This is a genomic window from Pseudomonas sp. 18173, assembly GCF_050432945.1.
Classification (GTDB): domain Bacteria; phylum Pseudomonadota; class Gammaproteobacteria; order Pseudomonadales; family Pseudomonadaceae; genus Aquipseudomonas.
The window spans coordinates 178905-203807 of the sequence record NZ_JBKFTN010000010.1 but is presented as its reverse complement, the minus strand read 5'-3'; the positions used below and the strand labels follow the sequence as shown (position 1 = coordinate 203807).

Sequence of the window (24903 nt, the reverse complement as noted above, 5' to 3'; positions counted from 1 at the left end):
ATCATGCGCGACACCTCATTGCACAGGACCGCGCCGTTCCCCATGGATTACCGCAAACCTTCCGACCGCAAAAGCATGCACTCGCGCATCGTCCAGGAACTGGGGATGCAGATCGTCTCGGGGCGTTTCCTGCCGGACGACAAACTGCCCGCCGAAGCGCTGTTGTGCGAAGAATATGCGGTCAGCCGACCGGTGCTGCGAGAAGCCACCCGGGTACTGGTTGCCAAGGGCCTGGTGTATTCCCGCCCGCGCGTCGGCACCGTGGTCAAGCCCCGCAAGGACTGGCACATGCTCGATCCGGACGTGCTGCACTGGCTGATGCAGAGCAGTCCACAGAATCAGTTCTTCGACCTGCTGACCAGTGTGCGCAGCATCATCGAACCGGCCGCTGCCGCCCTCGCCGCACAGTTCGCCACCGAAGCGGACATTGCCTCCATCGCTGAAGCCTACCAGCGCATGGAAGCCGCGCCGACGCCGGAGGCGCTGTTGCAGCCTGACCTGGACTTCCACAGTCGCATCGCCGATGCCACGCACAACGACTTGCTGGCCAATTTGTGCAACATGCTCTCGGTGGCCATCGCCGAAGCCCTGAAGCACTCGAACCAGCGACCGAACCTGCATGAACTGGCGCTGCCCCGGCACAAGGCGATCCTGACCGCCATCGAAAACCGCGACGCCCTCGGCGCGCGGCATGCGACGCTGGTGCAACTGGATGATGCGCGCAGTGCGTTGAATGTGGTGCTGGGTAGCGATCCTTCCTGACCGTCGAACAACCCACAAAGGGTCAGAGTGAAATTCGAGGCACAAAAAAGCCGCAACCCTGAGGTTGCGGCTTTTTCATTTCAGCCTCGATCAGTGGGCGAACAACGAGTTGCCCTTCTGCCCCGCCAGCTTCTCAGGCTTGATCAGGAACCGCGCCAGTGCCGGCAACAGCCACAGTGCACCGAACATGTTCCACAACAGCATGAAGGTCAGCATCAGACCCATGTCGGCCTGGAACTTGATGGCCGAGAAGATCCAGGTGCACACGCCGATGGCCAGGCACAGGCCGGTGAACAGCACTGCTTTACCGGTGGACTTCAGCGTCTGGTAGTACGCTTCTTGCAGCGGCAGGCCGGCACGCAGGAAGCTTTCCAGGCGGCTGTAGATGTAGATGCCGTAGTCCACGCCGATCCCCACCCCAAGCGCCACGACCGGCAAGGTCGCGACTTTCACGCCGATGCCCATGAAGGCCATCAGGGCGTTGCCGAGTACCGAGGTCAGCACCAGCGGCAGCACGATGCACAGGGTCGCCGCCCAGGAGCGGAAGGTGATCATGCACATGACTGCAACGCAGATGTACACCAGGATCAGGATGGTCAGCTCGGACTTCTTGATCACCTCGTTGGTGGCCGCCTCGATACCGGCGTTACCGGCCGCGAGGATGAACTCCAGGCCTTCCTTGTTGTTTTCCTTGGCGAACTCCTGCACCGCATGCACTGCGCGATCCAGGGTTTCGGCCTTGTGGTCGTTGAGGAACACCAGCACCGGCGCCAGGGAACAGCTGTTGTTGTACAGGCCGTCAGCGCGGGCAATGGAGTTGTTCAGCACATCCGGGTTACGCGACAGGGTTTCCCATTTCAGGTTGCCCTCGTTCATGCCCTTGATCATCTGCTTGGACACGGTCACCAGCGAGATTGCCGACTGCACGCCCTCGGTGTTCTGCATCTTCCACATCAACTCGTCGATCGGCGCCATGGCTTCGTAGCGCGAGCACCCTTCGGCCTTGGTCTTGACCATCACCACCAACACATCGGAACTGGTGGAGTAGTTGTTGATGATGAAGTTGTTGTCCTTGTTGTAGCGCGAGTCCGGACGCAGCTCCGGGGCACCCTGGTCGAGGTCGCCGATCTTCAGGTTCTGGCTGTACCAGAGGCCGCCGCCAAAGGCGATCAGCGCCAGCAGAATGGAAACCGGTGCGACTTTGGCGCTGGCGAAATTCGCCAGCAGGCGCCAGAACGGATGTTCGCGGGTTGCGTCCTTCTTGCTGCGGGCCACGGCACGCTTGCTGATGCCGACATAGGAAATCGCCACCGGCAGCAGGATCAGGTTGGTGAACACGATCACCGCCACGCCGATGGACGCGCCAATCGCCAGTTCACGGATCACGCCGATATCGATGATCAGCAGCGTGATGAAACCCACGGCATCGGCGAGGATCGCGATCATCCCTGGCAGGAACAGTTGACGGAACGTCCGCCGTGCCGCCGTCAGGGCGTTGTCCGCCTCACTCGATTGCAGGGCGATGCCGTTGATCTTCTGTACGCCGTGGGAAATACCGATGGCGAAGATCAGGAACGGCACCAGCATCGAATAGGGGTCGAGCCCGAAACCGAAGAAGTGCATCAACCCCAGTTGCCAGACCACCGCCACCAACGTCGTGCTCAACACGGCGACGGTACTGCGCAGGCAGTTGGTGAACCACAGCAGGAGGATCAGGGTGATGACAAAGGCGATTCCGAAGAACATCACCACCATCACCAGGCCATCGATCAGGTCGCCGACTTTCTTGGCGAAACCGACGATGTGGATCTTCACGTTGGGGTTCTGTACTTCGAACTTGGTGCGGATCTTGTCTTCAAGCTCGTGGGAGAACTTGCGATAGTCCAGCGCCAGCAGCTTGCCCTGGTCTTGCGGGTCCGGGTAGGACTCCAGCAACGGGATATCGACGATGCTCGACTTGAAGTCGTTGGCCACCAGCCGCCCGATCTGCCCGGACTTGAGCACGTTGTTGCGCAGCAGGTCGAGGCTGGCCTGGGAACCGTTGTAGCTCTGCGGAATCACTTCACCGCCGGCGAAGCCCTCTTCCGTCACTTCGGTCCAGCGTACGCTGGGGCTCCACAGCGACTTGAGGCCGGAACGATCGACACCGGAGATGTAGAACACCTCGTCGTTGATCTGACGCAGGGTCTCCATGTACTCCTTGGAGAAGATGTCGCCATCGGTGGCTTCCACCGAAATCCGCACGGTATTGCCCAGGTTCGTCAGGTCATTGCGGTGCTCCATCATCTTCTGGATGAAGGGATGCTCCAGCGGGATCATCTTTTCGAAACTGGTGGACGGACGAATCAGCGTGGCCTGCCAGAACAGGAAAATGCTGACCAGCAGGCAGATCGTGATCACTGCCGGGCGGTTGTTGAAGATCAGGCGCTCGAGGAACGTCGCCTTGTCCTGGTGATGAGTACTCAAGGAAGTCATAGCCCCGCCTTCTTATTATTAACCCGGCTCATTTGCCCGACTCGGTGCCGCTCGGCGAAGTGACGCGAACGCCGCCCTGCCCGGCCAGAACCAGATTGCCATTGCCTGCCGCAGTCACTGCCGAAACCGAAATACGGTCCGGACGGTTGACCACCTTGAAGGTTTCGCCATCGTCGCTGCTGCGAATCACCGAACCGCCGTTGCCGACGATCACGATGGAACCATCGTCGAGCAGCGTGCCGCCGGACAGCCCGAACTCCAGGTCGCCCCGCTCGGCCTTGAGCTCGACCTGCTCCCAGGTGCTGCCGAAATCCGTGGAACGATAAAGGTTGCCGCGCAGTCCGTAGGCCAGCAGCGTATTGGGCTGTGCCGTGCCGATCACGCCAAACAGCGAGCCTTCGTACGGACCTTCGAGTTTCTCCCAGGTCTGACCCCAGTCGGCGGAGCGGAACATGCTGCCCTGCTCGCCGACGATGAACAGCCCGGCGTCCTTGACCGCGGCAATCGCGTTCAGGTGGTACTGGTCTTCGTTGTCCAGGCGGTCGCTGACGTCTTCCCAGTTTTTTCCACCATCGGTGGTGGCCATCAACGAACCATAAGCGCCCACGGCAAAGCCGCTGTCGACGTCCTTGAACCAGACATCGAGCAGCGGCGATTCGCGTTTCAGATCTTCGAATTGACGGGTCCAGGTCGTACCGCCGTCCTCGCTGGCGAGGATCTGCGCGTCATGGCCGACGGCCCAGCCGTGCTTGTCATCGACAAAGAACACCGACGTGAGCAGGGCCCGGCTCGGGACCTTGGCCTGGGTCCAGGTGGCACCCTGGTCATCGGAATACAGGATGTGCCCACGATCCCCGACCGCCACCAGGCGCTTGCCGGCGTGGACGACATCGAGCATCAGGCTTTTGGAAGCCTTGGCAGATTCAATGGAATAAACAACGTCGGATGCTGGCGCTGCAGCGGCCAGCGCAGGTGCCGACAGCATGGCAGAGCCCAACAGCGAGAGCGCTGTGGCCAGCAACGCGAATTTGCGCAGTGCCGGCGGGCGGCAGATACCCACACCCATGACAGGCTCACTCATAGACCTTCCCCCATTATTATTGTTAGGTCGTTCAACCTTTCTGGGCGCCGCAAGGGTGCGTGTCTGCATCGCTGTTTCAGAGCATAGTCCTGAAACCCGCAATCCAGAGCCCCTTCGGAAGCTGGCTTATCCTATCGGTGTTTTTTAATGTCTGACAATCGACGCCACGTTATGTTTTGTTAACCGAGGGGGGATGGGGGGTGTTCTGAATGATTGGGTATCAGGTGGGGTGATTGCGGGTTCGGTGTGCATATCCGTTTTTGCGGCGGGTCACTTGGAAAAGCCTGTAGGAGCGAGCTTGCTCCGGGCGGCGTTCCGACGATGGTCGTCAACGATGACGCTGGCAGCCTGACACCCCGCGGTGTTCTGCCGTTTATCGCGAGCAAGCTCGCTCCTACTGGGCCCGCCGCGATCGGCCATCCCTGGCCGTAAGCGGCTAACCCGAGGCGGCCTGACAGCCGACCTGACCACAAATGAATGCGTTCCCCCTGTAGGAGCGAGCCTGCTCACGAAAAACGCCGGGACACCGCGGGCATTCAGACAGCCCGCGTCATCGTTGACGTCCATCGCGAGCAAGCTCGCTCCTACTGGGCCCGCCGCGATCGGCCATCCCCGGCCGTAAGCGGCTAACCCGAGGCGGCCTGACAGCCGACCTGACGACAAATGAATGCGTTCCCCCTGTAGGAGCGAGCCTGCTCACGAAAAACGCCGGGACACCGCGGGCAGTCAGACAGCCCGCGTCATCGTTGACGTCCATCGCGAGCAAGCGCGCCCCTACAGAGGACTGAGTACCCCCGCGCAATTCAGGTCGACTGTCAGGCCGCCATCGCTGGCAAGCCAGCTCCCACAGAAGAGCAAAAGCAGAGCGAAGCAGACCGGCGAACACCCACGCTTTTCACCACTCAACAGGCCGAGCGTTAGCTCGCCTGCCGCTCTTGATCGTGAGCCACCCGCCCCCTCGGCAGGCTGAGTGGAGGTGTTCATCCGGGGAATGGCGCGTAGCGCCGTGTGGCGAAGCCGCAAACATTGCAGGGAGGTGCCGCGAAGCACACCGTAGGGCAATGCACCCGGATGAATGCCGGAGCGAAGGAACCCCGAGCCTCGGCGAGGGGCCGGACGTTCGGGGCGAGCGTTTTTTTTGCTTACTTTTTTTGAGGCGCTTGTCAAAAAAAGTGAGGCGCCGTAAGGGCGAAACCATAAGTGGCCGTTACCAAAGAAACGGATATGTACACAGTCAACCAAGAACCTGGTCGGCCCAAAGGCCGCCAAGGTCAAAAGCCAAAATCAAGCCAAACTCTTGCTGACCACCTCAAACACATCGCTAGACAGTTGCCCCGAAGCCCGAATCCGCTCCAGCTCCCCCTTCATCAAGGCCTGACGAGCATCGTCATACTTGCGCCAGCGAGTCAAAGGCGCCAACTGCCGAGAAGCAATCTGCGGATTAAACCCGTTCAACTCGATCACAAGGTCGGCCAAGAAGCGATACCCCGAACCATCGGCGGCATGGAAGTTGATCAGGTTCTGCCCGGCAAACGCACCGATCAGCGCCCGCACCTTGTTCGGATTCTTGATGTTGAACGCAGGATGCTGCATCAACTGACGAACCCGCTCCAGACCACCCGGCAACACACTGCCGGCCTGGACACTGAACCACTGATCCATGACCAGCGGATTGTCCTTGAAGTGCTCGGCGAAGCTGGCCAGTGCCTTGGCTTTCTCGGCTTCGAACGGCGAATTGACCAACACGGCGAGTGCAGTCAGGCGCTCGGTCATGTTGTCGCACGCCTCGAACTGCTCCAGCGTCGCCGCCAAAACCTCCGGCTTGCCGCTGAGCATCAGGTACGACAGCGCGATGTTCTGCAAGGCACGACGGGCAAAATGCCCGGCCTCGGCCACATACGGCGTCTGCTTCGACAATTCGCGGTTGGCCTGATAACGCAGCCACAGACCATCGAACAACGCGTCAGCCAGTTGCTTGCGGGCAAACTCGCGGGCGGTGTGAATCGCTTCGACATCCGCCACTTCGCTAATCTCGGTCAGGTACGCTTCGCTCGGCAGCGACAGCATTTCCGCCACCATCGCCTGATCCAGCGACTCATCCGCGAGCACCGTGCGCAGCGCGGACACCAGGCGCTGATCGAGTACCAGCGCTTCGCCCTTCTGCTGCTGGGTGATCAACTCTTGCAGCACCTGCACCGACAGTTGCTGACCGGCATCCCAGCGGTTGAAGCCGTCGCTGTCGTGCTGCATCAGGAACATCAACTGGTCGCGGTTGTACGGGAAGCTCAGTTTCACCGGCGCCGAGAAACCACGCAGCAACGACGGCAGCGGCTGTTCGGCGATATCGACGAAGGTGAAGGTCTGCTCGGCCTCGGTCACGGAAATGACCCGCGAGGTGCCTTGCGCACTGGCTTCACCAGACAGACGCAGGGCAATCGCGGCCCCTTTGGCATCCAGCAGCCCCAGAGCGACCGGAATCACGAACGGCAGTTTTTCAACCTTGTCCGGGGTTTGCGGGCAGCTCTGGCGGAAGGTCAGGCTGTAGGTTTTCGCCGCCGCGTCATAGGACTCGCTCACCGCCAGACGCGGTGTACCGGCCTGGCTGTACCAGCGCTTGAACTGGGTCAGGTCGACGCCATTGGCATCTTCCATGGCCTTGATGAAATCATCGCAGGTCACCGCCTGGCCGTCATGGCGTTCAAAGTACAGGTCACTGCCTTTGCGGAAGCCTTCGGCGCCGAGCAGGGTGTGGATCATGCCGACCACTTCCGAGCCCTTTTCATACACGGTCAGGGTGTAGAAGTTGGAAATCTCGATGAAGCTGTCCGGGCGCACGGCGTGCGCCATGGGGCCGGCGTCTTCGGCGAACTGGTGGGTACGCAGGTACGCCACGTCCTGGATGCGCTTGACCGTGGCCGAGTTCATGTCCGAGGAGAAACCGGCATCGCGGAACACGGTGAAGCCTTCCTTGAGCGACAGCTGGAACCAGTCGCGGCAGGTCACGCGGTTGCCCGACCAGTTGTGGAAGTATTCGTGGGCGACGATCGCCTCGACCCGCTGGTGCGCGGCATCGGTGGCGGTTTCGGCCTTGGCCAGCACGGCGCTGGAGTTGAAGATGTTGAGGCCCTTGTTCTCCATGGCGCCCATGTTGAAGTCATTCACGGCGACGATCATGAAGATGTCCAGGTCGTACTCGCGACCGTAGACCTCTTCGTCCCAACGCATGGACTTCTTCAGGCTGTTCATGGCGTGCTGGCACTTGTCGATGTTTTCCGGCTCGACGTAAATGCGCAGCGCCACAGTGCGCTCGCTCATGGTGGTGAAGCTGTCTTCGACGCACCACAGGTCACCGGCCACCAGCGCGAACAGGTACGCCGGTTTCTTGAACGGGTCTTCCCAGGTCGCCCAGTGCCGGCCGTCTTCGCCAGGACCGGAAGCAATCGGGTTGCCGTTGGACAGCAGCACCGGATAGCTGTGTTGCTCGGCGACGACCGTGGTGGTGAACGTGCTCATCACGTCCGGACGGTCGAGGTAATAGGTGATCTTGCGAAAGCCTTCGGCCTCGCACTGGGTGCAGAACATCGTGCCGGACTTGTACAGGCCTTCCAGCGCGGTGTTGGTTTCCGGGTGGATCCTGACGCTGGTATCGACCGTGAAGGAGGCGCTGGTCGGGTGCAGGGTCAGGTGATTCTCGGTCAGCTGGTACTGCGAGGCAGAAAGCTCCTGGTCGGCCAAAGTGACCGACAACAGCTCCAGCTGCTGGCCGTCCAGTACCAGCGGCGGCAGCCCCGGGCCACGCTCGGGATTGCGGCGCATCACCAGTTGCGCATGGACCAGGCTGTGGTCCTCGAACAACTCGAAGGTCAGGTGTGTTTCGTCGATCAGGTACTCGGGTGCCTGATAGTCCTTCAGGTAGATCATCTTCGGTTGTTCGGTGCGCATGCTGGAGTCCTTACTGATGCACGGCGAGCTGGTAAGCCGTGTATTTACGAATGTTGATCACGCCGGTGTCGAAGATCAAGTACTGGCCCTTGACCCCCATCAGTGTGCCTTCGGCAATCGGGTTCTTGTCCAGGTTGAAGCTGACGATCTTCGCCGGGTAGTGCTCGATCGGGTAGCGGATTTCCAGCGGTTCGACATCGGTAACCGCCTGGATCGCCTGCAAACCAAATCGTTGCTGCAGCCCCAACAGGCCTTCGGCGCAGCTGTCGAACAACTGATCGCGGATCTCGGCCAGATTCACGGCCGCCGCGTCGCCCTTGAGCAAAGCACGCCAATTGGTCTTGTCGGCCACCTGGCTACGGAACAGGTCCTCGACGAAACCGGACTGTTGCCGGGTCGATACGCGCATGATCGGCAAGGCCTGGCTCGCGCCCTGGTCGAGCCAGCGGGTCGGCAACTGTGTGGCGCGGGTAATCCCGACTTTCACCCCCGACGAGTTGGCCAGGTACACCACGTGATCGGTCATGCAGAACTTCTCGCCCCATTCGGGCTCGCGGCAGGTGCCGGCGTCGAAGTGGCAGCGCTCCGGGCTCATGATGCACACGTCGCACTGGGCCAGTTTGGTCATGCAGGGGTAGCAGTAACCCTGGCTGAAACTGGTTTTGGTCTTGCGTCCGCAATGGATGCAGTGAATCGCACCCAGGTATTCCAGGCGCACCGTGGTGCCGATCAACGGATTGACCGGGACCTCGGTTTCGCCCAGGCGGAAAGCGTATTGCACGTTCGCCCCGTCAAGGCGCGCCGACATTTTGCTGATTGCACCGCGGCCAATCTCGATCAATGGATGGCATCCGACTTGAACAGGATATTCGGCACTTCGATCGACTTCGAGGCGCATTCCTGCGGCCCCATGTAGCCGGTACGCTGGTCCTCTGGCAGGTTCTGGATTTCCCAGGCGATCATCGCCTGCAACGACAGCTCGCGTTGTTCGGCGGTGAGTTTGCCACCGTCGGACCACTTGCCGATTTCCACAGCCAGCTTCAGGCTCTCGTAGATATCGGGGGTGATGTTTTTGATCATTTCGTTAAAAGAGGACATCAGGTCTCCGTGCTCTTTATTGCGTGTCTGAATTAGGCGGCCAGTTTACGGCGGTTATACAAACCGCCCAACAAACCGGTGAAGCATCCGATGAGTAACCCGCTGACATGGGCCGCGTTGGCGATTTCGCCGAAGCCGATCATCGAGACCAGCCCGGACAGGCACAGCAGCAACCACACCAGCATCATCACCAGCACGCCGCGCGGCAGGCGATAAGCCGGGTTCGGCGCCAGCAGCTGGAAGATCCAGCAATGCCCGAGCAGGCCATACAGTACGCCGGACAAGCCACCGAACAAGGTCGGGCCGCTGAAGAAATACTGGGCGAAGTTGGACACCAGGCTGAACAGCAAGGTCAGGCCGATCAGGTTGATACTGCCCTGGCGCGACTCGATGCGCCGCCCCAGTTCCCAGTACCACATGCCGTTCATCGCCAGGTGCAGGATGCCGAAGTGGATCAGCATCGGCGTGAACAGGCGCCACCACTGCCCCGCCGCCAGGCTATCGGCCAGTGGCGTGAAGTGGAGGTATTCACCGACCACGCGGAACTCGAGGAAGGTCAGCCAGCGCATCGTTTCAAGGTTGTCGCCAAGCAACGTCACTGCACCGACGATCAGGCTCAGCAGCAGCACCAGTGCGGTGGCCCTGGCGTATTTCAATTGTTCGACGAACCCCGGACGCTTGATGGTTTGCGCCACCGGGATGTCCAGTTGCTGGTCGGGATCGCCCGCCGGAAAGCGCTCGTACAGCGCGCGCACGTCTTCGCTGATGTTGTCTGGCACCCACAGCACCTGCTCGCCCGCTTCCTCGCTGACCCGATGGGGCACTTGCATGCGCTTGAGCAGCGTGACGAACCCGCTCAGGTCCACCGCCAGTGGCAGACGCAATACCGCTACAGCACTCATTGCAGTACCTCCGGCCGCTCGACATCGACCCAGACGAATTTTTGCGGATCCAGGCAGGTTTCCTGATCCAGTCGATAGGCAACCAGTTTGCCGTACAGCACCGCGCTGTAATCCAGACAGGCCAGGTTCGGCCGGATTGGTGCCGGCTTGCCGCTGCGCCAGTAATGGCCAACGAAAAGCAGTGGCTCATCGATGCCATAGCGCAGCAGGCTGTTCTTTTCGGTGGACGTCAGCGGCGTCCGGGCCACGGGTTCCGGCAGTGCATCCGGCTGGAACACGATGTCGCCGTAGGTTTTCGGATCGTCTTCCCAGAACTTGGTGCGGAAGAACGAACGCACCAAACCATCGCCACTGGTCATGGTCAGGCCATGGGGCAAGCGCATGTCCGTGCCGCGCAGCAGCCGGTCGAACACGGTGCAGGCAAACGAACCCGACTGCGCCGACGCCTGGAGAAATGGCTCGTCGATGCAACCGTTGGGGAACAATGCCCGCAACGGCTCGATCAGCCCGGCATCCCAGCAGGCGTGGACCACGCGAAAACGCCCGGCATCAACGAACAATGGCAGCTCATAGAACCATTGCTGGAAGTCGTGCCAGTCACCGGGATGATGTTCGAACTGGGTCAGGGTTTCATGCAGCAGGCGGGCATGGCGCGGCGTGTGCTCGCGCACGAACTGCTTGCCGCTGCCCGGCAGCGCCGGCGTGCTCCAGCCCAGTGCATTGAACTCATGGTTGCCCATGATGCACAGGGCCTGACCGGCCTCGACCATGTCGTGGACGATGTGCAGCGCCTCGCGAATCCGCGGGCCGCGATCAATGATGTCGCCGACGAACACCGCCATGCGCGAGGCATGTCGCCAGACGCCACCCTGCTTGTGATAACCGAGTCGGTCGAGCAAGTGCTCCAGGGTCAGAGCGCAACCATGCACGTCACCGATCAGGTCGTAGCTACGCGCGGGATCGAGCATCAGTCGCCTCCACCCCCCAGCTTGCTGCCCCAGCCGAGCTTGGTCCGGCAGACTTCATAGTAGTTGTGGTCGAGCGGGTGAATCAGCCGCAGCTTCTGGGCTTTTTTGCTGACGGTAATGGTGTCGCCGGGCGCGCAGGTAAAGTGGTTCTGACCGTCACACGAGACTTGCGGGTAAATCTGCATATCCTTGGACACGACGATTTTCAGCTCACTGTTGCCATCGACCACAATCGGCCTACCCGACAAGGTATGGGGGTACATCGGCACAATCACAATAGCGTCGAGCTTGGGATGCATGATCGGCCCGCCCGCCGACAGCGCGTAAGCGGTCGAACCGGTCGGTGTGGCGACGATCAGGCCATCGGCCTTCTGGCTGCAGACGAACTGGCCATCGATGTACAGCTCGAACTCGATCATTCGCGTGGATTTGCCGGGGTGCAGCACCACATCGTTCAAGGCATCGCCCTGGCCGATGGCCTCGCCATGGCGGCGGACTTCGGCCTGCAGCAGGAAGCGGTTTTCCACCAGATAGTGGCCATCCAGTACTTCGGCGACCTTGGTTTCCAACTCGTCGGGGCGAATGTCGGTCAGGAAACCCAGGCTGCCCCGGTTGATGCCGAGCACCGGAATATTGTGCTTTGCCAACGCCCGGGCGGCTCCGAGCAAGCTGCCGTCACCACCGACCACAATGACCATGTCGCAGACTTCGCCGAGCATCTTGCGCGACGAGGTTTGCAGGCCGTGCCCTGGCAGCACTTCGGCGATGGTGTCTTCGAGGATCACGTGCAGGTGACGATCGAGCAGAAACCGTTTCAGTCGGCGGACGGTATCCAGCACCTGGGAACTGCCCAGGCGACCGATGATGCCGATATTGCGAAATTGCTCCATGGGGCTCCTGCGGGGATCTGTCTGGCGGCGAAAACCACGATTATGGGCGAAAGCCGGCCGTAGACAAAATCCTTTCAGCTTCAAGGGTGTGCCCGGGTTTCGCGCTATGCTCGCAAGATGATGCTATTTCCGGATTTGCTCCACCTGCCCCATCAGTTACGCCATCCTGAAGTGCGTGACCTGGCGTGGGTCATCCTCGCGCCACCCATGCTGGGCGATACCCCGTGGCCGCAGCGCCACCCGCTGGCCGGTAGCGACTGGGTGCTGGCACCGCAAAAGCTCGAGCACTGGCTGCGGCAGCTGGACCGCGACAGTTATGGCTTGCTGCACTGGCTGGCCCAGGCCCGCACCCGGCGCCTGGGCCTGTACTACGAACGCCTCTGGCAATTTGCCGTGCAGCATGCGCCGGGCATTGAATTGATTGCCGCCAACATGCCGATCCGGCGCGAGGGGCACACCCTGGGTGAACTGGACATGCTGCTGCGCGACCGCGACGGCGTGCATCACCTGGAACTGGCGATCAAGCTCTACCTCGGCCCGCAATCCGGCGACGGACACGACGCTGCCCAGTGGTTGGGTCCGGGGTGCCATGACCGGCTCGACCGCAAACTGGCGCACCTGAGCCAGCATCAACTACCGATTTCCGCTCGTCCCGAGAGCCGTGAAGTGCTGGCGGGGCTGGACATCCAGGCGTTCAGTGCGCATTTGTGGCTGGGGGGATATCTGCTGTACCCGTGGCCCGGACAGGCCGCCCCGCCGTCAGGCGCACATCCGCAACATTTGCGCGGGCGCTGGCTGCATCAAAGGGATTGGCCGGCGTTGTCGGCCCAGAGCCCGCCGGGGCGTTGGCAACCCCTGCCCCGCCATGCCTGGCTGGCGCCGGCGCACTATGCGGCGGAACACACCTGGAACCCTGAACAGATGCAGGCGTGGCTTGATGAGCTCGACCCGCTGGCGCCGGCACAATTGCTGGTGCGCCTGACGGAAAATGCCAGCGGCGACTGGGAAGAAGCAGAACGTCTGTTTCTGGTGGCGGATCTTTGGCCGAATGTGCCGGGACAAGGTTGAATCTCGTATTGCCTGAGCCGGCCCCTTCGCGGGCAAGCCCGCTCCCACAGGGATCTTCAGTGGGTACAAAATCTGTACTCGACCGAGATCGAATGTGGGAGCGGGCTTGCTCGCGAAGAAGTCACCACGGTCTAACTCAGGAACCCCAGTTGCACGAAGACTGCCCCGCCTACAAGCGAATCACATGCCCCTCGACGGGTGGAACCTGGCCATGGAACAAACGGGAGATGACGCTTTTTGCCGCCTCGAACCCCCGACTTTCAACGACTTCCAGCAACGGCTTTTCGCTCACCGCCAGCTGCCGGAAAAACCGTACCAGCCCTTCGCCGATATGCTGGCTGACCCCTTCCGGCCCCCATTCGGCATTGCGCTTGCGGATCTGGATCGGCGCAAAAAAGAACACCGGTTGCGGCCCCTCGATGGCGGTCAGCCGTGCCTCATCGGTACTTTGCGCAGACCCGGCGAAGCAGCTGTAGACCAGCTGCCCGGAAAAATGCTGGTGAACCTGATCGCGTAGTCCCAGGTCGCCGGAAAAATCCACATACAACGTAGGACGGTCAGCGGCGAGACTTGCCAGCTCGGCATAAGGCACCACCTGTTCGTAACAGCCGAGCTTTTCGACAAACGCCTTGTTGCCGGCGGACGTCAGCGCCACGCGCTGCAGTTGCGGGTGCTGCTCCAGACACACGGCCGTGCCATAGGCGGTTTTGCTGGAAGCGCTGGAGAACACCAGGCGGGTCGCGCCGAAAAACCGGTTGTCCTGCAGGAAGTCCGCCAGCATCGACGAAGTCAGGAACAACGGCTTGAGCAGAATCTGCAGGTTTTCGGTTTCAGGGCTGTAGTACGCATCCCAACTGCAACGCGTGTATTGGTTGTACGCCGAGGTCAACCCCGACCGATGCTCGGCCCCATCGTAAAAGCCACGTTCGGTGACCCGCTCCGGGCGCATCCACAAGTGGCTGGCCAGCGGAAAGTACCCGTAGAAACGCTCGCCGACCTTGATGCCTGCCACGGTTGACGCAATGACGTTGGCGAACCCCCAGGCCGGGACATGCCCCCAATCCTCCAGGCCTGTAGGAAAAAACCCCCAATAATTCATTGAATCGCCATAAGCCGCGTACGTAATGTTGTTGGTGGTCAAGGCGCAACGATCAATCTTCAAGATCACCTCGCCTGCGGCCGGTATCAGGCTGCGCTGCTCCTGCTCTATTCGGCTCTGGTCCAGGGCATTTTTACGGGTAATCAGGCGTGTTACCGTGGTGAGGTCCTGCATGTTCAGTCTCCTGCTGCGACACAGTGGCGGGTCACACAAGAGTAATGACAGCCAATGAAGAGCGGGTTCGGAAACGCCAAGGGCCGCTTGCCCACCCTCAATTCCCGCGCCAAGCCACTGAAACGGCCGAGCCAGGCTCGGGCGATTTTCACCGTCGAGGCGATTTACGAGGCTTTTGTTCGGATTTGGCAGCGTGACGGCTGGTCAGGGCTGACCACCCGGGAAGTGGCACTGGAAGCCGGCGTGGCGATTGGCACGCTGTATGACTATTTCCCCAGCAAGGAAGCCTTGCTCTCGGGTTACATCCGTCATCGCCTGGATGCCTTGCTGGCGCAAATGGATCAGGACGTCATCCAGGCAACCGAACTGGACTGGCCGACCCGCATCCAGCGCCTGATACACCTGACCTGCAATCCCGACGACGCCCGACAACCCCTGTTCAACCATGCCGTGTCACTCATCGAGCATCAGATCGCCGAACCCAAGCATCATCGAAGGGTGTACGCAGAACTGTCGCAAAAATGGCGGGAAGCCCTGGCTGCTTGTAGCGATTTGCCGATGCAGCCATCGGCAGCGACGATTGACGCCTGGGTCATCATGGCCTGGGGCGGTCGCCGCTATTGCGTCACGGTACAACCGACGGCGGAGCAAACCGCCACCTGGCTGTCGGAAATGGAATCGATGATTTGCAGCCGATTGGCCAGCGCTTCGTAGCCCGAAGCGCCGGCCACAAAGAACATCACACTTTCTTGTGCTGCTCGACCCACTGCCCGTAGGCATTGATGAAACTTTGCAGGAACGGCTTGACCGACTCGGACAACTTGCCCGCCTCGTCGAACGCCGAACCGGCGTTCCCCAGATAGGCCTCCGGTTGCTGCATCAGTGGCACATTGAGAAACACCATGGATTGACGCAGGTTGTGGTTGGCACCAAACCCGCCGACGGCCCCTGGCGAAACGCTGATAACGGCGCCCGGCTTACCGCTCCAGGCACTTTTGCCATACGGACGCGACCCCACGTCAATCGCGTTTTTCAGCGGAGCCGGCACCGATCGGTTGTATTCCGGGGTCACGAACAGCACCGCGTCGGAAGAACTCACCTGTTGCCGGAAAGTGCTGTAGGCTGCCGGCGGTGAAGCGCCATCGATGTCTTCGTTATACAGCGGCAGATCGCCAATTTCGACGATGTTGAGCTTGAGATTGGCCGGCGCCAGTTCTGCCAGGGCCCGTGCGACCTTGCGGTTGATCGATTCCTTTCTCAAGCTGCCGACCAGGACGGCGACCGTATAGACGTTGCTCATGGGAATTTCTCGACTGTCCGATATGAAGAGCTTGTAGTTATAGATGACGATTCAAGCAGCGGGCGACTGAAAACGCCGTCCCTGACTATTTTTTTCCCGTAGGAAAACTTACCCCACCAAAGCACGGTCTACAGAGCCGCAAATTGAGTGATTTATCTCCAGAGGTTCTAAGCAGATGGCAGCAGTACTCGTCGGTCAGTTCCATGCAAGAGACGCGGAAGGCCGTATTTATTCGGTGCACGAGTTCCAGGAATCCACCCCGGCGGTAGAGGGTTCAAAGCCTGTCACCACCTACAAGCTCGCCATTGGCGACCGTGTCAACAAGGTCGACGATAACGAGTTTCTGTTGGTGCAAACCGGCATTACCCTTACCCGCGAACCGCAAACCATCAGCGTTTCATAACGCGTCGTTATGAGCAGAAGTCATATGCCCGGACTTGGGGTAGGATTCAGCCACTGACTCCTCCACCTGCTGAACATGGACTTCACGCATGCGCTTACGCCATATCGAAGTGATCCAGGCGCTGTTGCAGACCGGTCACCTGGGCACCGCCGCCGAATGGCTGCAGTTGCCGGTGACCGAAGTCGAGCGCTTGCTGCGCGACGCCGAGGATCAGTTGGGCTTCATGCTCTTTGCCAGCGTGCGCGGACGATTGCAGGCCACCCGCGAAGCGCGGGAACTGCAGGTGGAGATTGCCCGGGTCTACGACGCGCTCGAACCCGTACAGCGCCTGGCCAACAGCCTCAGGCAATACCTGGCGCCGCCGCTGCGCATCATCTGCACCCCGCCGCTGGCCAACCAATTGCTGCCACACAGCATTGCAGCCCTGCGCCGACGCCTGCCCGACGCGCCTTGCACATTGCTGAGCCAGCCGACCCGCGACATCGTCAGAAGCCTGCTGCTGCGTGAAAGCGAGCTGGGGCTGAGCCTGCACGACCCCGAACACGCCGACCTCGATTGCCAGGTGATAGCCCAGGGCAAACTTCAGCTGCTCGCCCCCCATGGCTGGCTGCAACCGAAACAGAAATACATTTCACTGCAGGATCTGGCCGGCCAGGCAATGATCGGCCTGGAGGGGCACGACCCGCTGAGCCCGGCACTGGAAAACAAACTGCACGGCTTGCGCCCTGCACCGGTGATTCAGACCCGGGTGCAGACGCATCAGATGATGCGCAGCATGGTCGAGGCCGGCGAAGGCCTGGCCATCGTCGACCCCTTCACCGCCCTCGGCGCCAAAGCCTCGGGGCTGGACACCTGCCCGCTGGCGCCCGCCGTTCCGATCAGTCTCTATGCCCTGACCCTGAAAAACGCCGAACCGTCTGCGGCCATTCAGGCCCTGCTGGCCATCGTCACGGAACAAGCCGCGGCGATGCTGACGAACTGAGCGGGCTTTCCAGCGGATTTTCGAACAGCCGATACCAGAACAGCGCCACTTCGGCGGTATTCGGATCGATGCCGCGATAACGCAGGTGGTCAATCCCGCCAATCACGTACCCGCAGCGTTCATAGAGCCTGCAGGCGCCCAGGTTGTTGTTCTGGGTTTCGAGCATGATGCCCGGGAGCTTTTTCTTGCGGCTCCAGAATTGCGCCACATCCAGCAGGGCCTTGGCCACTCCGTGTCGCCGGGCCGGTGCATGCACCGCCAGTTCGTCGATATGGGCAAAGCCGTTCCAGTTGGTGCTGACCACCAGGTGCCCCACGGGCTGGTCATCCAGATAGGCCATGAAAATCGCACTGTCGGCAGCATCGCGAAAGCTGCTGAATTCCTCCGGGTCGATGCCGTAGCACTTGCGATAAGGCGTGATCGGGGTGACCGGCCACCGTGCCACTGGCGCACCTATTTCGGCCGCACCGTAGGCCGCGACTTCAAAACTGAAATCGCTGCCCCAGATATAGGCGGCAAAGCCGTCATCGGCAACCCGTACCGACAAGCCTGGGTAAATCGGATTCATAACTGGCTGCATACTGGGAAAGGTCCTCACTCCTTGATGCAATCGACGGTGTAGCACCGCCCACTGCCCTGGTCTTCATGTTGCAATCCGTGCACATCAGCAACGAACCCCGGGAAACTGCTATCGAACGTACGGGCAAACGCCAGGTAATCGATGATCGAGCGAGTCGATTCGGTAAAGCGCTCGCCCGGCATGATCAGCGGAATGCCGGGGGGATACGGCACCAGCATCACCGCGGCGATCCGCCCGTCCAGCGCATCGATCGACACCGCTTCAACCTCACCCCGCACCAATTGATCATAGGCGTCTGCCGGCTTCATCGCGACTTCCGGCAATACGGTGTACATGCGCTTGAGGTGCCTGGCGGTGGCGTTGCTGCGGTAACAGGCATGCAACTGATCGCATAAATCCCGCAGGCCCATGCCCTGATACCGTGCGACATTCTCCTGCGCCACGCAAGGCAGGCAACTGGCCAGACTGACGTTGGCGTCATAGCTGCGCTTGAACTCCAGCAGTTCGGTGAGCAGCGTGCTCCACTTGCCTTTGGTGATGCCCATGGAGAACAGCACCAGGAACGAATACAACCCGGTTTTCTCGACCACCAGGCCACGCTCCCAAAGGAACTTGCTGACCACCGCCGCCGGAATCCCGCGCTCGCTGAGGGCACCACCGGCCGTCAACCCCGGCATCACCAGCGTGACCTTGATCGGATCGAGCAGCACATAATCGTCGGTCACGCCGCCAAAACCATGCCAGTCGGCATCGGGCTGCAGCAACCAGTCCTCGGTGACGACCCGCTCGATGCCTTGCGCCGACGGCGGTTGCCAGATCGAAAACCACCAGTCGTCAGCGCCAATGTGCTGTCGCAAGTTAGCCAGCGCCCGACGAAAACTCAGGGCTTCGTCGAACATTTCCTGCAACAGCGAACGCCCGGCCGGCCCCTCCATCATCGCCGAGGCCACGTCCAGCGAGGCGATGATGCCGTACTGCGGCGAGGTCGAGATATGCATCATGAACGCTTCATTGAAGCGGTCCCGATCCAGTTGCCGCGCACCGCCATCGCGCACATGAATCATCGACGCCTGACTGAATGCCGCCAGCAACTTGTGGGTGGAATGGGTGGTGAACACCAACGGGCTGCCTTCATCACGGGACGTGCCCATGCCGTAGCGCCCGGAAAAAAACTCATGAAATGCGGCATAGGCGTACCAGGCCTCGTCGAAGTGCAACACCTCAACGCTATTGCCCAGTTGCTGCCTGATCAGTTCGGCGTTGTAACAGAGGCCGTCATAGGTCGAATTGGTCACCACGGCAAGCTTGACCTTCGGCGAGCGCCCCTTGGTCAGCGGGCTGGCATCGATCTTGGCCTGGATCGACTCGCGGCTGAACTCACTCAGGGGAATCGGGCCGATGATCCCCAGCTCGTTACGCTCCGGACACAAGTACAGTGGAATCGCGCCAGTCATGATGATCGAGTGCAGCACCGACTTGTGGCAATTGCGGTCCACCAGCACCAGGTCATCGCGAGCGACCACCGAGTGCCAGACAATCTTGTTGGCCGTGGACGTGCCATTGATCACGAAAAAGGTGTGATCTGCGCCGAAATTGCGTGCTGCCCGGGCCTCGGCTTCCGCCAGCGGACCGGTGTGATCGAGCAAGGAACCAAGTTCCGGCACCGACACCGACAGATCCGAGCGCAGGGTGTTTTCCCCGAAAAACTGGTGAAACGCCTGCCCGACCGGGCTTTTGTGATACGCCACGCCGCCGCCGTGACCGGGGGTGTGCCAGGAATAATTGGAATCCGCCGTGTGTTGCACCAGCGCCTTGAAAAACGGCGGCAACAGGCCATCAAGGTATTTGCGTGCAGCGCGGGCTACCTGTCGGGCGAGAAAGGGCACCGTGTCTTCGAACAGGTAAAGAATGCCGCGCAACTGATTGAGCTCGGCCATGGCGTCGGCGGGCGCGTTTTCCAGGGTCACCTTTTCGCCCAGGGCGAAAATCGGCAGATCCGGTGCACGCTCTCGTGCCAGACCGATGAGTTCAGCCATGTTTTGCAACAAATGCGAATGGGTGCTGGCGTCCTCTGACGCAATCAACATGCAGGACAGGCCATGGTAAGTCGACGCCACCAGTCGCCCTTCGGTGTAGTCCACCGCCGAAACGACACTGAACCCTTCCTGCTCCAGCTCCCGGGCGATCCCCCGCACGCGGTCACCGGCGACACTGTCGGCCTTGATGTCGCGATGAACGATCAGGACCGGGAATTTCAGATCTTTATACATGAGGCTCAGTGTCCCGAGGCGGCAGACCAGAGCCTGCCAATCACCTCAGGGTAGAGTGTTGCAGCGGATGTAGCGAGCGGAATGCACTGAAATGGGTCACAGGGTGTCCGCTTTTTGAAAGGGTCAGGCCTGCGCTTCAGCCTCGGCCAGTTGCACCCACAAGGCCGGGGCACCCGCGGATTTGCTGATGATTTCCAGGCGCGCGGCGTGGCGGGCCAGGTCGTCTTCGCTGGCGCGAATGATGCGCGTCGGCTGGCGATCCGCCGGCAAACGGCGGATCTCGGTGGCTGAGTTGTCCGCCCCTTCACCGGATCCATTGCCATCGGACGCATTACCGGCCAGGGAGAGACTGGTCTGCCCCCCGGTCATGGTCAGGTAGACGTCGGCGAGAATCTCGGAGTCGAGCAAGGCGCCGTGCAGTTCACGGCCGGAGTTGTCGACGCCATAACGCTTGCACAGGGCGTCGAGGCTGTTGCGCTGCCCGGGGTGACGCTCCCGGGCCATGATCAGGGTGTCGAGGATCGAGCAGTGCTGCGTGATGTCCGCGCGGTCCTGGCGCCCCATCAGGGCGAATTCGTTGTTGATGAAGCCAACGTCGAACGCCGCGTTATGGATGATCAGCTGCGCGCCCTTGATGAACTCGAAGAACTCTTCGGCCACTTCGGCAAAACGCGGCTTGCCCACGAGGAACTCGTTGGTGATGCCGTGGACGCCGATGGCGCCCTCGTCACTTTCGCGATCGGGTTGCAGGTACACGTGAAAGTGCCGGCCCGTCAGGCGCCGGCCGATCAACTCGACACAACCGATTTCGATAATCCGGTGGCCGTCGGTCACCGGCATGCCGGTGGTTTCGGTGTCGAGTACAACGGATCTGGTGGCCATCAGTGCTCAGCTCTCAATCGGTCAATCGTGCAAAAGCGGCGATGTTAACACGCTCGCCGGGGTGTTTCAGATACACCGAGTCGCCGCCTTCGCGAGCAAGCCCGCTCCCACATTGAATCGGCGTCAGCTCACAACTTTGTGGACGACACAAATCCAGTGTGGGAGCGGGCTTGCTCGCGAAGGCCACGGCGCGGTTCATCGGCAATACCGGAATCAGCCCTGCTTGTACCCGCGCACTTCATCGACGCCACGGTTGGCCAACTGGTCGGCCCGTTCGTTGCCATGATGGCCAATGTGTCCGCGCACCCACTTCCAGGTGACCTTGTGCCGATTGACCTGTTCGTCGAGCAACTTCCACAGGTCGGCGTTTTTCACCGGTTCCTTCGCCGCGGTTTTCCAGCCGCGCTTCTTCCAGTTGTCCATCCACTCGTTGATGCCTTTCATCACATACTGGGAGTCGGTCACCAGCAGCACGTCGCAGGGACGCTTGAGCTCTTCCAGGCCACGGATCGCGCCCATCAGCTCCATGCGGTTGTTGGTGGTATTGGCTTCGCCGCCCCAGAGTTCCTTTTCGACACCCTTGCACACCAGCAGTGCGCCCCAGCCGCCCGGGCCAGGGTTGCCTTTGCAGGCGCCGTCGGTGAACAGTTCTACGCTATCGCTCATGCCAATCTATCCAGAAAATGCGTTGGCCCGCCGATCGCTGATCGACGACGCCCGAAGCCGGGACAGACCCGGCCGCAAATAAAAAGTGTGTATCAGGGTTCGATGTTGCGACGGTTGACCTTGGCCATCGGCAATGGAATCAGCTTGCCCATTGGCTCGCGCCGCTCCTGACGGACCGGTCGCAGGCCGACCACTATCTTGCGCGCCACCAATAAATAGAAGCCGCCGCCCGACAGTTGCCAGTCACCGGCCTTGCGCTCCCAGCCGGCCAGGCGGGTCTGCCATGCCGGTGACGCAAGCGGCGGACGATAGCACCCGAAGCGGCGTTTCTCCAGCGCGAAGCCCAGCAGGTTCAGCCAGTCCGCAACCCGTGACGGAGAAATGCAGCGCGCCTTGCGCAGCGCATCCTGGGCAAACACATGCCGCAGGCCCCAACTGCTCCAGGGATTGATGCCAATGATCAGCAAATGCCCGCCGGGACGTACGCTGCTCGCCGCCTCGCGAAGCAAACCATGGGGCGACAGGCAGAAATCCAGGCCATGCTGCAGCACCACCACATCGGCAGCGTGCTCGCTCAGCGGCCAGGCCTGCTCTTCACAAACGATCTCGACCCCCGGCAACGGCGCACCCAGGCGCACATTGCGCTGCACCTGCGGCGCTGACGGCGGGGGCTGGGCCGAGGGGCCATAATGCACCAGATAGCCACCAAAGAACCGCCCGAGCTCGTCTTCGAGCATGCGCCGCTCTTCGTCCAGCAGAAATTGCCCGAGCGGGCCCGCCAGCCACTCGCGGGCGGCGCTGATCAACGCCAGCCAGTCGGGATCGGCTTGTGCGAACGCTTTATCAGTCATTGCATTCTCCAACGCGCCAGGAAGTTCTAAGATGCGCCATTGTTTTCCGCTTGGCGAATCCGACGATGATACAGATCACTGCCCTGCCCGCCTTCACCGACAACTACATCTGGTTGTTACAAGACCACGGCAGCAAACGCTGCGTTGCGGTCGACCCGGGTGATGCCGCCCCGGTACAAGCCTGGCTCGCGGCCAATCCGGGCTGGGTGCTGAGTGATATTTTGATCACTCACCACCATCATGACCACGTCGGCGGCGTCGAGTTGCTGAAGAAAGCGACAAACGCGAAAGTCTATGGCCCGGCCAGCGAAACGATCCCGGCACGGGACGTCGCGCTCAAGGACAACGACAAGGTCAGCGTGCTCGGCTGGGACTTCGACGTCATCGCGGTCCCTGGCCACACCCTGGGGCATATCGCCTATTACCATCACGGTTTGCTGTTCTGTGGCGACACCCTGTTTGCCGCGGGCTGCGGGCGGTTGTTCGAGGGCACGCCACAACAAATGCACAGCTCGCTGACACGCCTCGCGGCGCTGCCGGAAGACACGCTGGTCTACTGCACCCACGAATACACTCTCGGTAACCTGAAATTTGCGGCGGCCGTCGAACCGGACAATACGCACACCGCCGAGCGCCTGGCCAAAGTCATCCGCCAACGGGAGTCCGGGATCATGACGCTGCCATCGACACTGGCACTGGAAAAGCTCACAAACCCGTTTTTGCGTGCCACCGAAACATCTGTTAAAGAAAAAGCGGACGAACGGACCGGCACCGATAACTCGGCGCCCGATATGGTTTTTGCTGCAATTCGAGCCTGGAAAGACAGGTTCTAAAGGGAGCTCAAAAGGTTGCAACAATTCTGAAAGGTTGACCGCACAGGGTGCGCTTTCTAGAATCGCCCGACATTTTTGCCCGGAACTTACTTCCAGCCAATGTCGTCACCTATTCGCAAAGCCATCAGTTCCGACGCATTGACCCGCTTGGCTCAAGCCATAGCGGTGGCTGTGTCCGCCACCCTGGCGGGCTGTTCCAGCCATGCGCCGCAGACCGATGCGGCGCACACGCCGAACGTCGCCGCGCGCGCCAAGCAGAAGCCGATCTGGCTGAGCGAAAAACCCAGTCCGCAAATTCCACAGGACGTCTGGGAGCGCATGCGGCAGGGCTTCCAGCTGCAGGACGGGCTGGGCGTCAACCCGCGCATCGAGCAACAGCGCCTGTGGTTCGCCAGCAATCCATCGTTCCTGGAAAACGCCGGCGAACGTGGCAGCCTCTACATTCACTACATCGTCGAACGCCTTGAAGAGCGCAACATGCCGCTGGAACTGGCATTGCTGCCAGTGATTGAAAGTGCCTACAACCCGATGGCCTATTCCCGGGCCGACGCGGTGGGTCTTTGGCAATTCATCCCCTCCACCGGGCGCTACTTCAACCTGCGTCAAACCCGATTCTACGATGGCCGTCGCGACATCACCGCGTCGACCACCGCCGCGATGGATTACCTGACCCGTCTGCACGACATGTTCAACGGCGACTGGTTACTGGCCCTGGCGGCCTACAACGCCGGCGAAGGCACCGTCAGCCGGGCCATCGAGCGCAACGAGCGTCTCGGCCTGCCGACCGACTACTGGAACCTGCCGCTGCCGGCCGAAACCCAGGCCTACGTACCGAAGCTGCTGGCGCTGTCGCAAGTGGTGATGGCACCGGAAGCCTACGGCGTGAACCTCAACCCGATCGCCAACGAACCCTACTTCCAGGTCGTCGAAATCAATCAGCGCATGGACCTGTCCAAGGTCGCTGAAGTTGCCAATATCGACGAAGACGAACTGTTCCAGCTCAACCCGGCCTTCAAGCAACGCACCACCATCGACGGCCCGCAGCACCTGCTGGTGCCGACCTCCAAGGCGCAACTGCTGACCAGCAGCCTGCAGACCATGCGCCCTGAAGAGTTGATCAGCAAGAAATCGCTCAAGCCGGTCTTCGAAGGTGCCGACGACACCCAGGTCGCCAGCGCCAGGCGTTCCTACCGGGTCAAACGGGGTGACAACCTCGGCTCCATCGCCAAGGCCAACAACGTTGACGTGAAGGACCTGCAACGCTGGAACAAAATGACCGGCAAGAACCTCAAGCCCGGCCAGACCCTGGTCATGCAGGACAACAGCAAACGCAGTTCCGGTCGGGTCAACACCGTGATTGCGGCCAATACCAAGAAGCAGCAGACCAAGTACAAGGTCCAGCAAGGTGACTCGCTGTACATCGTGGCCAAGCGCTTCAACGTAGAGATGCAGCACCTCAAGCGCTGGAACCCGCGCGTCGGCCAGGCGCTGAAGCCCGGACAGATGCTGACGGTGGCCAACCCGCATTAAAAAGAACCCCTGACTTCAGGGGTTTTTCATGTCTGCACAGTCGTTTTGGTGAGTACAAAACAACTGTGGGAGCGAGCCTGCTCGCGAAAGCGATGATTCAGTCACGAAAATGCGTCGGTTCTACCGGCCTCTTCGCGAGCAGGCTCG

22 protein-coding genes are annotated in these 24903 nt (G+C 60.9%); 7 read left to right on the top strand and 15 right to left on the bottom strand.

Translation table 11 applies throughout. The features are described 5' to 3' along the window. Positions 1-42: 42 nt before the first annotated feature. Positions 43-762: a FadR/GntR family transcriptional regulator gene (locus ACLD1X_RS13995; RefSeq protein WP_429368512.1), complete on the top strand. Its 720-nt coding sequence runs from the start codon at positions 43-45 to the stop codon at positions 760-762. A 90-nt stretch (positions 763-852) separates the two neighbouring features. Here the strand turns inward: ACLD1X_RS13995 and ACLD1X_RS13990 are convergent, their stop codons facing one another. The 8 genes from ACLD1X_RS13990 to ACLD1X_RS13955 form a co-directional block, all read right to left on the bottom strand. Then, positions 853-3237: an efflux RND transporter permease subunit gene (locus ACLD1X_RS13990; protein WP_429368491.1), complete on the bottom strand. Its 2385-nt coding sequence runs from the start codon at positions 3235-3237 to the stop codon at positions 853-855. A 28-nt stretch (positions 3238-3265) separates the two neighbouring features. Beyond that, positions 3266-4318, bottom strand: a complete 1053-nt coding sequence (locus ACLD1X_RS13985) for a WD40/YVTN/BNR-like repeat-containing protein (protein ID WP_429368489.1) — start codon at positions 4316-4318, stop codon at positions 3266-3268. A 1284-nt stretch (positions 4319-5602) separates the two neighbouring features. After that, a complete protein-coding gene (gene pepN, locus ACLD1X_RS13980; RefSeq protein ID WP_429368487.1) occupies positions 5603-8260 on the bottom strand; it encodes an aminopeptidase N in 2658 nt (885 codons plus the stop codon). A 10-nt stretch (positions 8261-8270) separates the two neighbouring features. Beyond that, the gene (locus ACLD1X_RS13975; RefSeq protein ID WP_429368485.1) at positions 8271-9101 is read right to left on the bottom strand and encodes a DUF2797 domain-containing protein; all 831 of its coding nucleotides are present in this window, start codon (positions 9099-9101) and stop codon (positions 8271-8273) included. Beyond that, a complete protein-coding gene (locus ACLD1X_RS13970; protein ID WP_060540507.1) occupies positions 9098-9358 on the bottom strand; it encodes a YeaC family protein in 261 nt (86 codons plus the stop codon). The genes ACLD1X_RS13975 and ACLD1X_RS13970 overlap by 4 nt, the downstream gene beginning before the upstream one ends. A 32-nt stretch (positions 9359-9390) precedes the next feature. Continuing rightward, positions 9391-10260: a rhomboid family intramembrane serine protease gene (locus ACLD1X_RS13965; RefSeq protein ID WP_429368482.1), complete on the bottom strand. Its 870-nt coding sequence runs from the start codon at positions 10258-10260 to the stop codon at positions 9391-9393. Next, positions 10257-11228, bottom strand: coding sequence for a metallophosphoesterase (locus tag ACLD1X_RS13960; protein ID WP_429368480.1), 972 nt, complete (start codon positions 11226-11228; stop codon positions 10257-10259). Before ACLD1X_RS13960 ends, ACLD1X_RS13965 begins: the two co-directional genes overlap by 4 nt. Then, entirely contained in the window at positions 11228-12118 is an 891-nt protein-coding gene (locus tag ACLD1X_RS13955; RefSeq protein WP_008016128.1) for an NAD(+) kinase, read from the bottom strand. Before ACLD1X_RS13955 ends, ACLD1X_RS13960 begins: the two co-directional genes overlap by 1 nt. A gap of 117 nt (positions 12119-12235) precedes the next feature. Between ACLD1X_RS13955 and ACLD1X_RS13950 the strand changes: the two genes are divergently transcribed. Continuing rightward, entirely contained in the window at positions 12236-13186 is a 951-nt protein-coding gene (locus ACLD1X_RS13950; RefSeq protein WP_429368478.1) for a DUF1853 family protein, read from the top strand. A gap of 169 nt (positions 13187-13355) precedes the next feature. On the opposite strand, the gene ACLD1X_RS13945 is transcribed toward ACLD1X_RS13950, so the two are convergent. Then, the gene (locus ACLD1X_RS13945) at positions 13356-14459 is read right to left on the bottom strand and encodes a DUF2855 family protein (RefSeq protein ID WP_429368476.1); all 1104 of its coding nucleotides are present in this window, start codon (positions 14457-14459) and stop codon (positions 13356-13358) included. Between the two features lie 54 nt (positions 14460-14513). Here ACLD1X_RS13945 and ACLD1X_RS13940 point away from each other — a divergent pair, with 54 nt between their 5' ends. After that, positions 14514-15173: a TetR/AcrR family transcriptional regulator gene (locus ACLD1X_RS13940; protein WP_429368474.1), complete on the top strand. Its 660-nt coding sequence runs from the start codon at positions 14514-14516 to the stop codon at positions 15171-15173. Positions 15174-15198: 25 nt separating this feature from the next. Here the strand turns inward: ACLD1X_RS13940 and ACLD1X_RS13935 are convergent, their stop codons facing one another. Further along, positions 15199-15759: an NADPH-dependent FMN reductase gene (locus ACLD1X_RS13935; protein WP_429368472.1), complete on the bottom strand. Its 561-nt coding sequence runs from the start codon at positions 15757-15759 to the stop codon at positions 15199-15201. A gap of 175 nt (positions 15760-15934) precedes the next feature. On the opposite strand from ACLD1X_RS13935, the gene ACLD1X_RS13930 reads away from it, so the two are divergent. After that, positions 15935-16162, top strand: coding sequence for a hypothetical protein (locus ACLD1X_RS13930; protein WP_429368470.1), 228 nt, complete (start codon positions 15935-15937; stop codon positions 16160-16162). A gap of 88 nt (positions 16163-16250) precedes the next feature. Further along, positions 16251-17144 carry a LysR substrate-binding domain-containing protein gene (locus ACLD1X_RS13925; RefSeq protein ID WP_429368468.1) on the top strand — a complete coding sequence of 298 codons (894 nt, stop codon included), beginning with the start codon at positions 16251-16253 and terminating at the stop codon, positions 17142-17144. Here the strand turns inward: ACLD1X_RS13925 and ACLD1X_RS13920 are convergent. The 5 genes from ACLD1X_RS13920 to ACLD1X_RS13900 all read right to left on the bottom strand — a co-directional run bounded on the left by ACLD1X_RS13920 (position 17110) and on the right by ACLD1X_RS13900 (position 22393). Next, a complete protein-coding gene (locus ACLD1X_RS13920; protein WP_429368466.1) occupies positions 17110-17724 on the bottom strand; it encodes a GNAT family N-acetyltransferase in 615 nt (204 codons plus the stop codon). The genes ACLD1X_RS13925 and ACLD1X_RS13920 overlap by 35 nt on opposite strands. A gap of 14 nt (positions 17725-17738) precedes the next feature. Then, positions 17739-19994 carry an Orn/Lys/Arg decarboxylase N-terminal domain-containing protein gene (locus ACLD1X_RS13915; RefSeq protein WP_429368464.1) on the bottom strand — a complete coding sequence of 752 codons (2256 nt, stop codon included), beginning with the start codon at positions 19992-19994 and terminating at the stop codon, positions 17739-17741. Between the two features lie 123 nt (positions 19995-20117). After that, entirely contained in the window at positions 20118-20876 is a 759-nt protein-coding gene (gene dnaQ / locus ACLD1X_RS13910; protein WP_429368462.1) for a DNA polymerase III subunit epsilon, read from the bottom strand. Between the two features lie 213 nt (positions 20877-21089). Continuing rightward, complete coding sequence (rnhA, locus tag ACLD1X_RS13905; RefSeq protein ID WP_108215886.1) at positions 21090-21542, bottom strand: ribonuclease HI; 453 nt, start codon at positions 21540-21542, stop codon at positions 21090-21092. A 92-nt stretch (positions 21543-21634) separates the two neighbouring features. Beyond that, a complete protein-coding gene (locus tag ACLD1X_RS13900) occupies positions 21635-22393 on the bottom strand; it encodes a methyltransferase domain-containing protein (RefSeq protein WP_429368460.1) in 759 nt (252 codons plus the stop codon). Between the two features lie 65 nt (positions 22394-22458). On the opposite strand from ACLD1X_RS13900, the gene gloB reads away from it, so the two are divergent. Together gloB and ACLD1X_RS13890 are read left to right on the top strand one after the other, a co-directional pair. Beyond that, positions 22459-23226 carry a hydroxyacylglutathione hydrolase gene (gene gloB, locus ACLD1X_RS13895; protein ID WP_429368510.1) on the top strand — a complete coding sequence of 256 codons (768 nt, stop codon included), beginning with the start codon at positions 22459-22461 and terminating at the stop codon, positions 23224-23226. A 99-nt stretch (positions 23227-23325) separates the two neighbouring features. After that, positions 23326-24756: a transglycosylase SLT domain-containing protein gene (locus tag ACLD1X_RS13890; protein WP_429368458.1), complete on the top strand. Its 1431-nt coding sequence runs from the start codon at positions 23326-23328 to the stop codon at positions 24754-24756. Positions 24757-24903 lie beyond the last annotated feature (147 nt).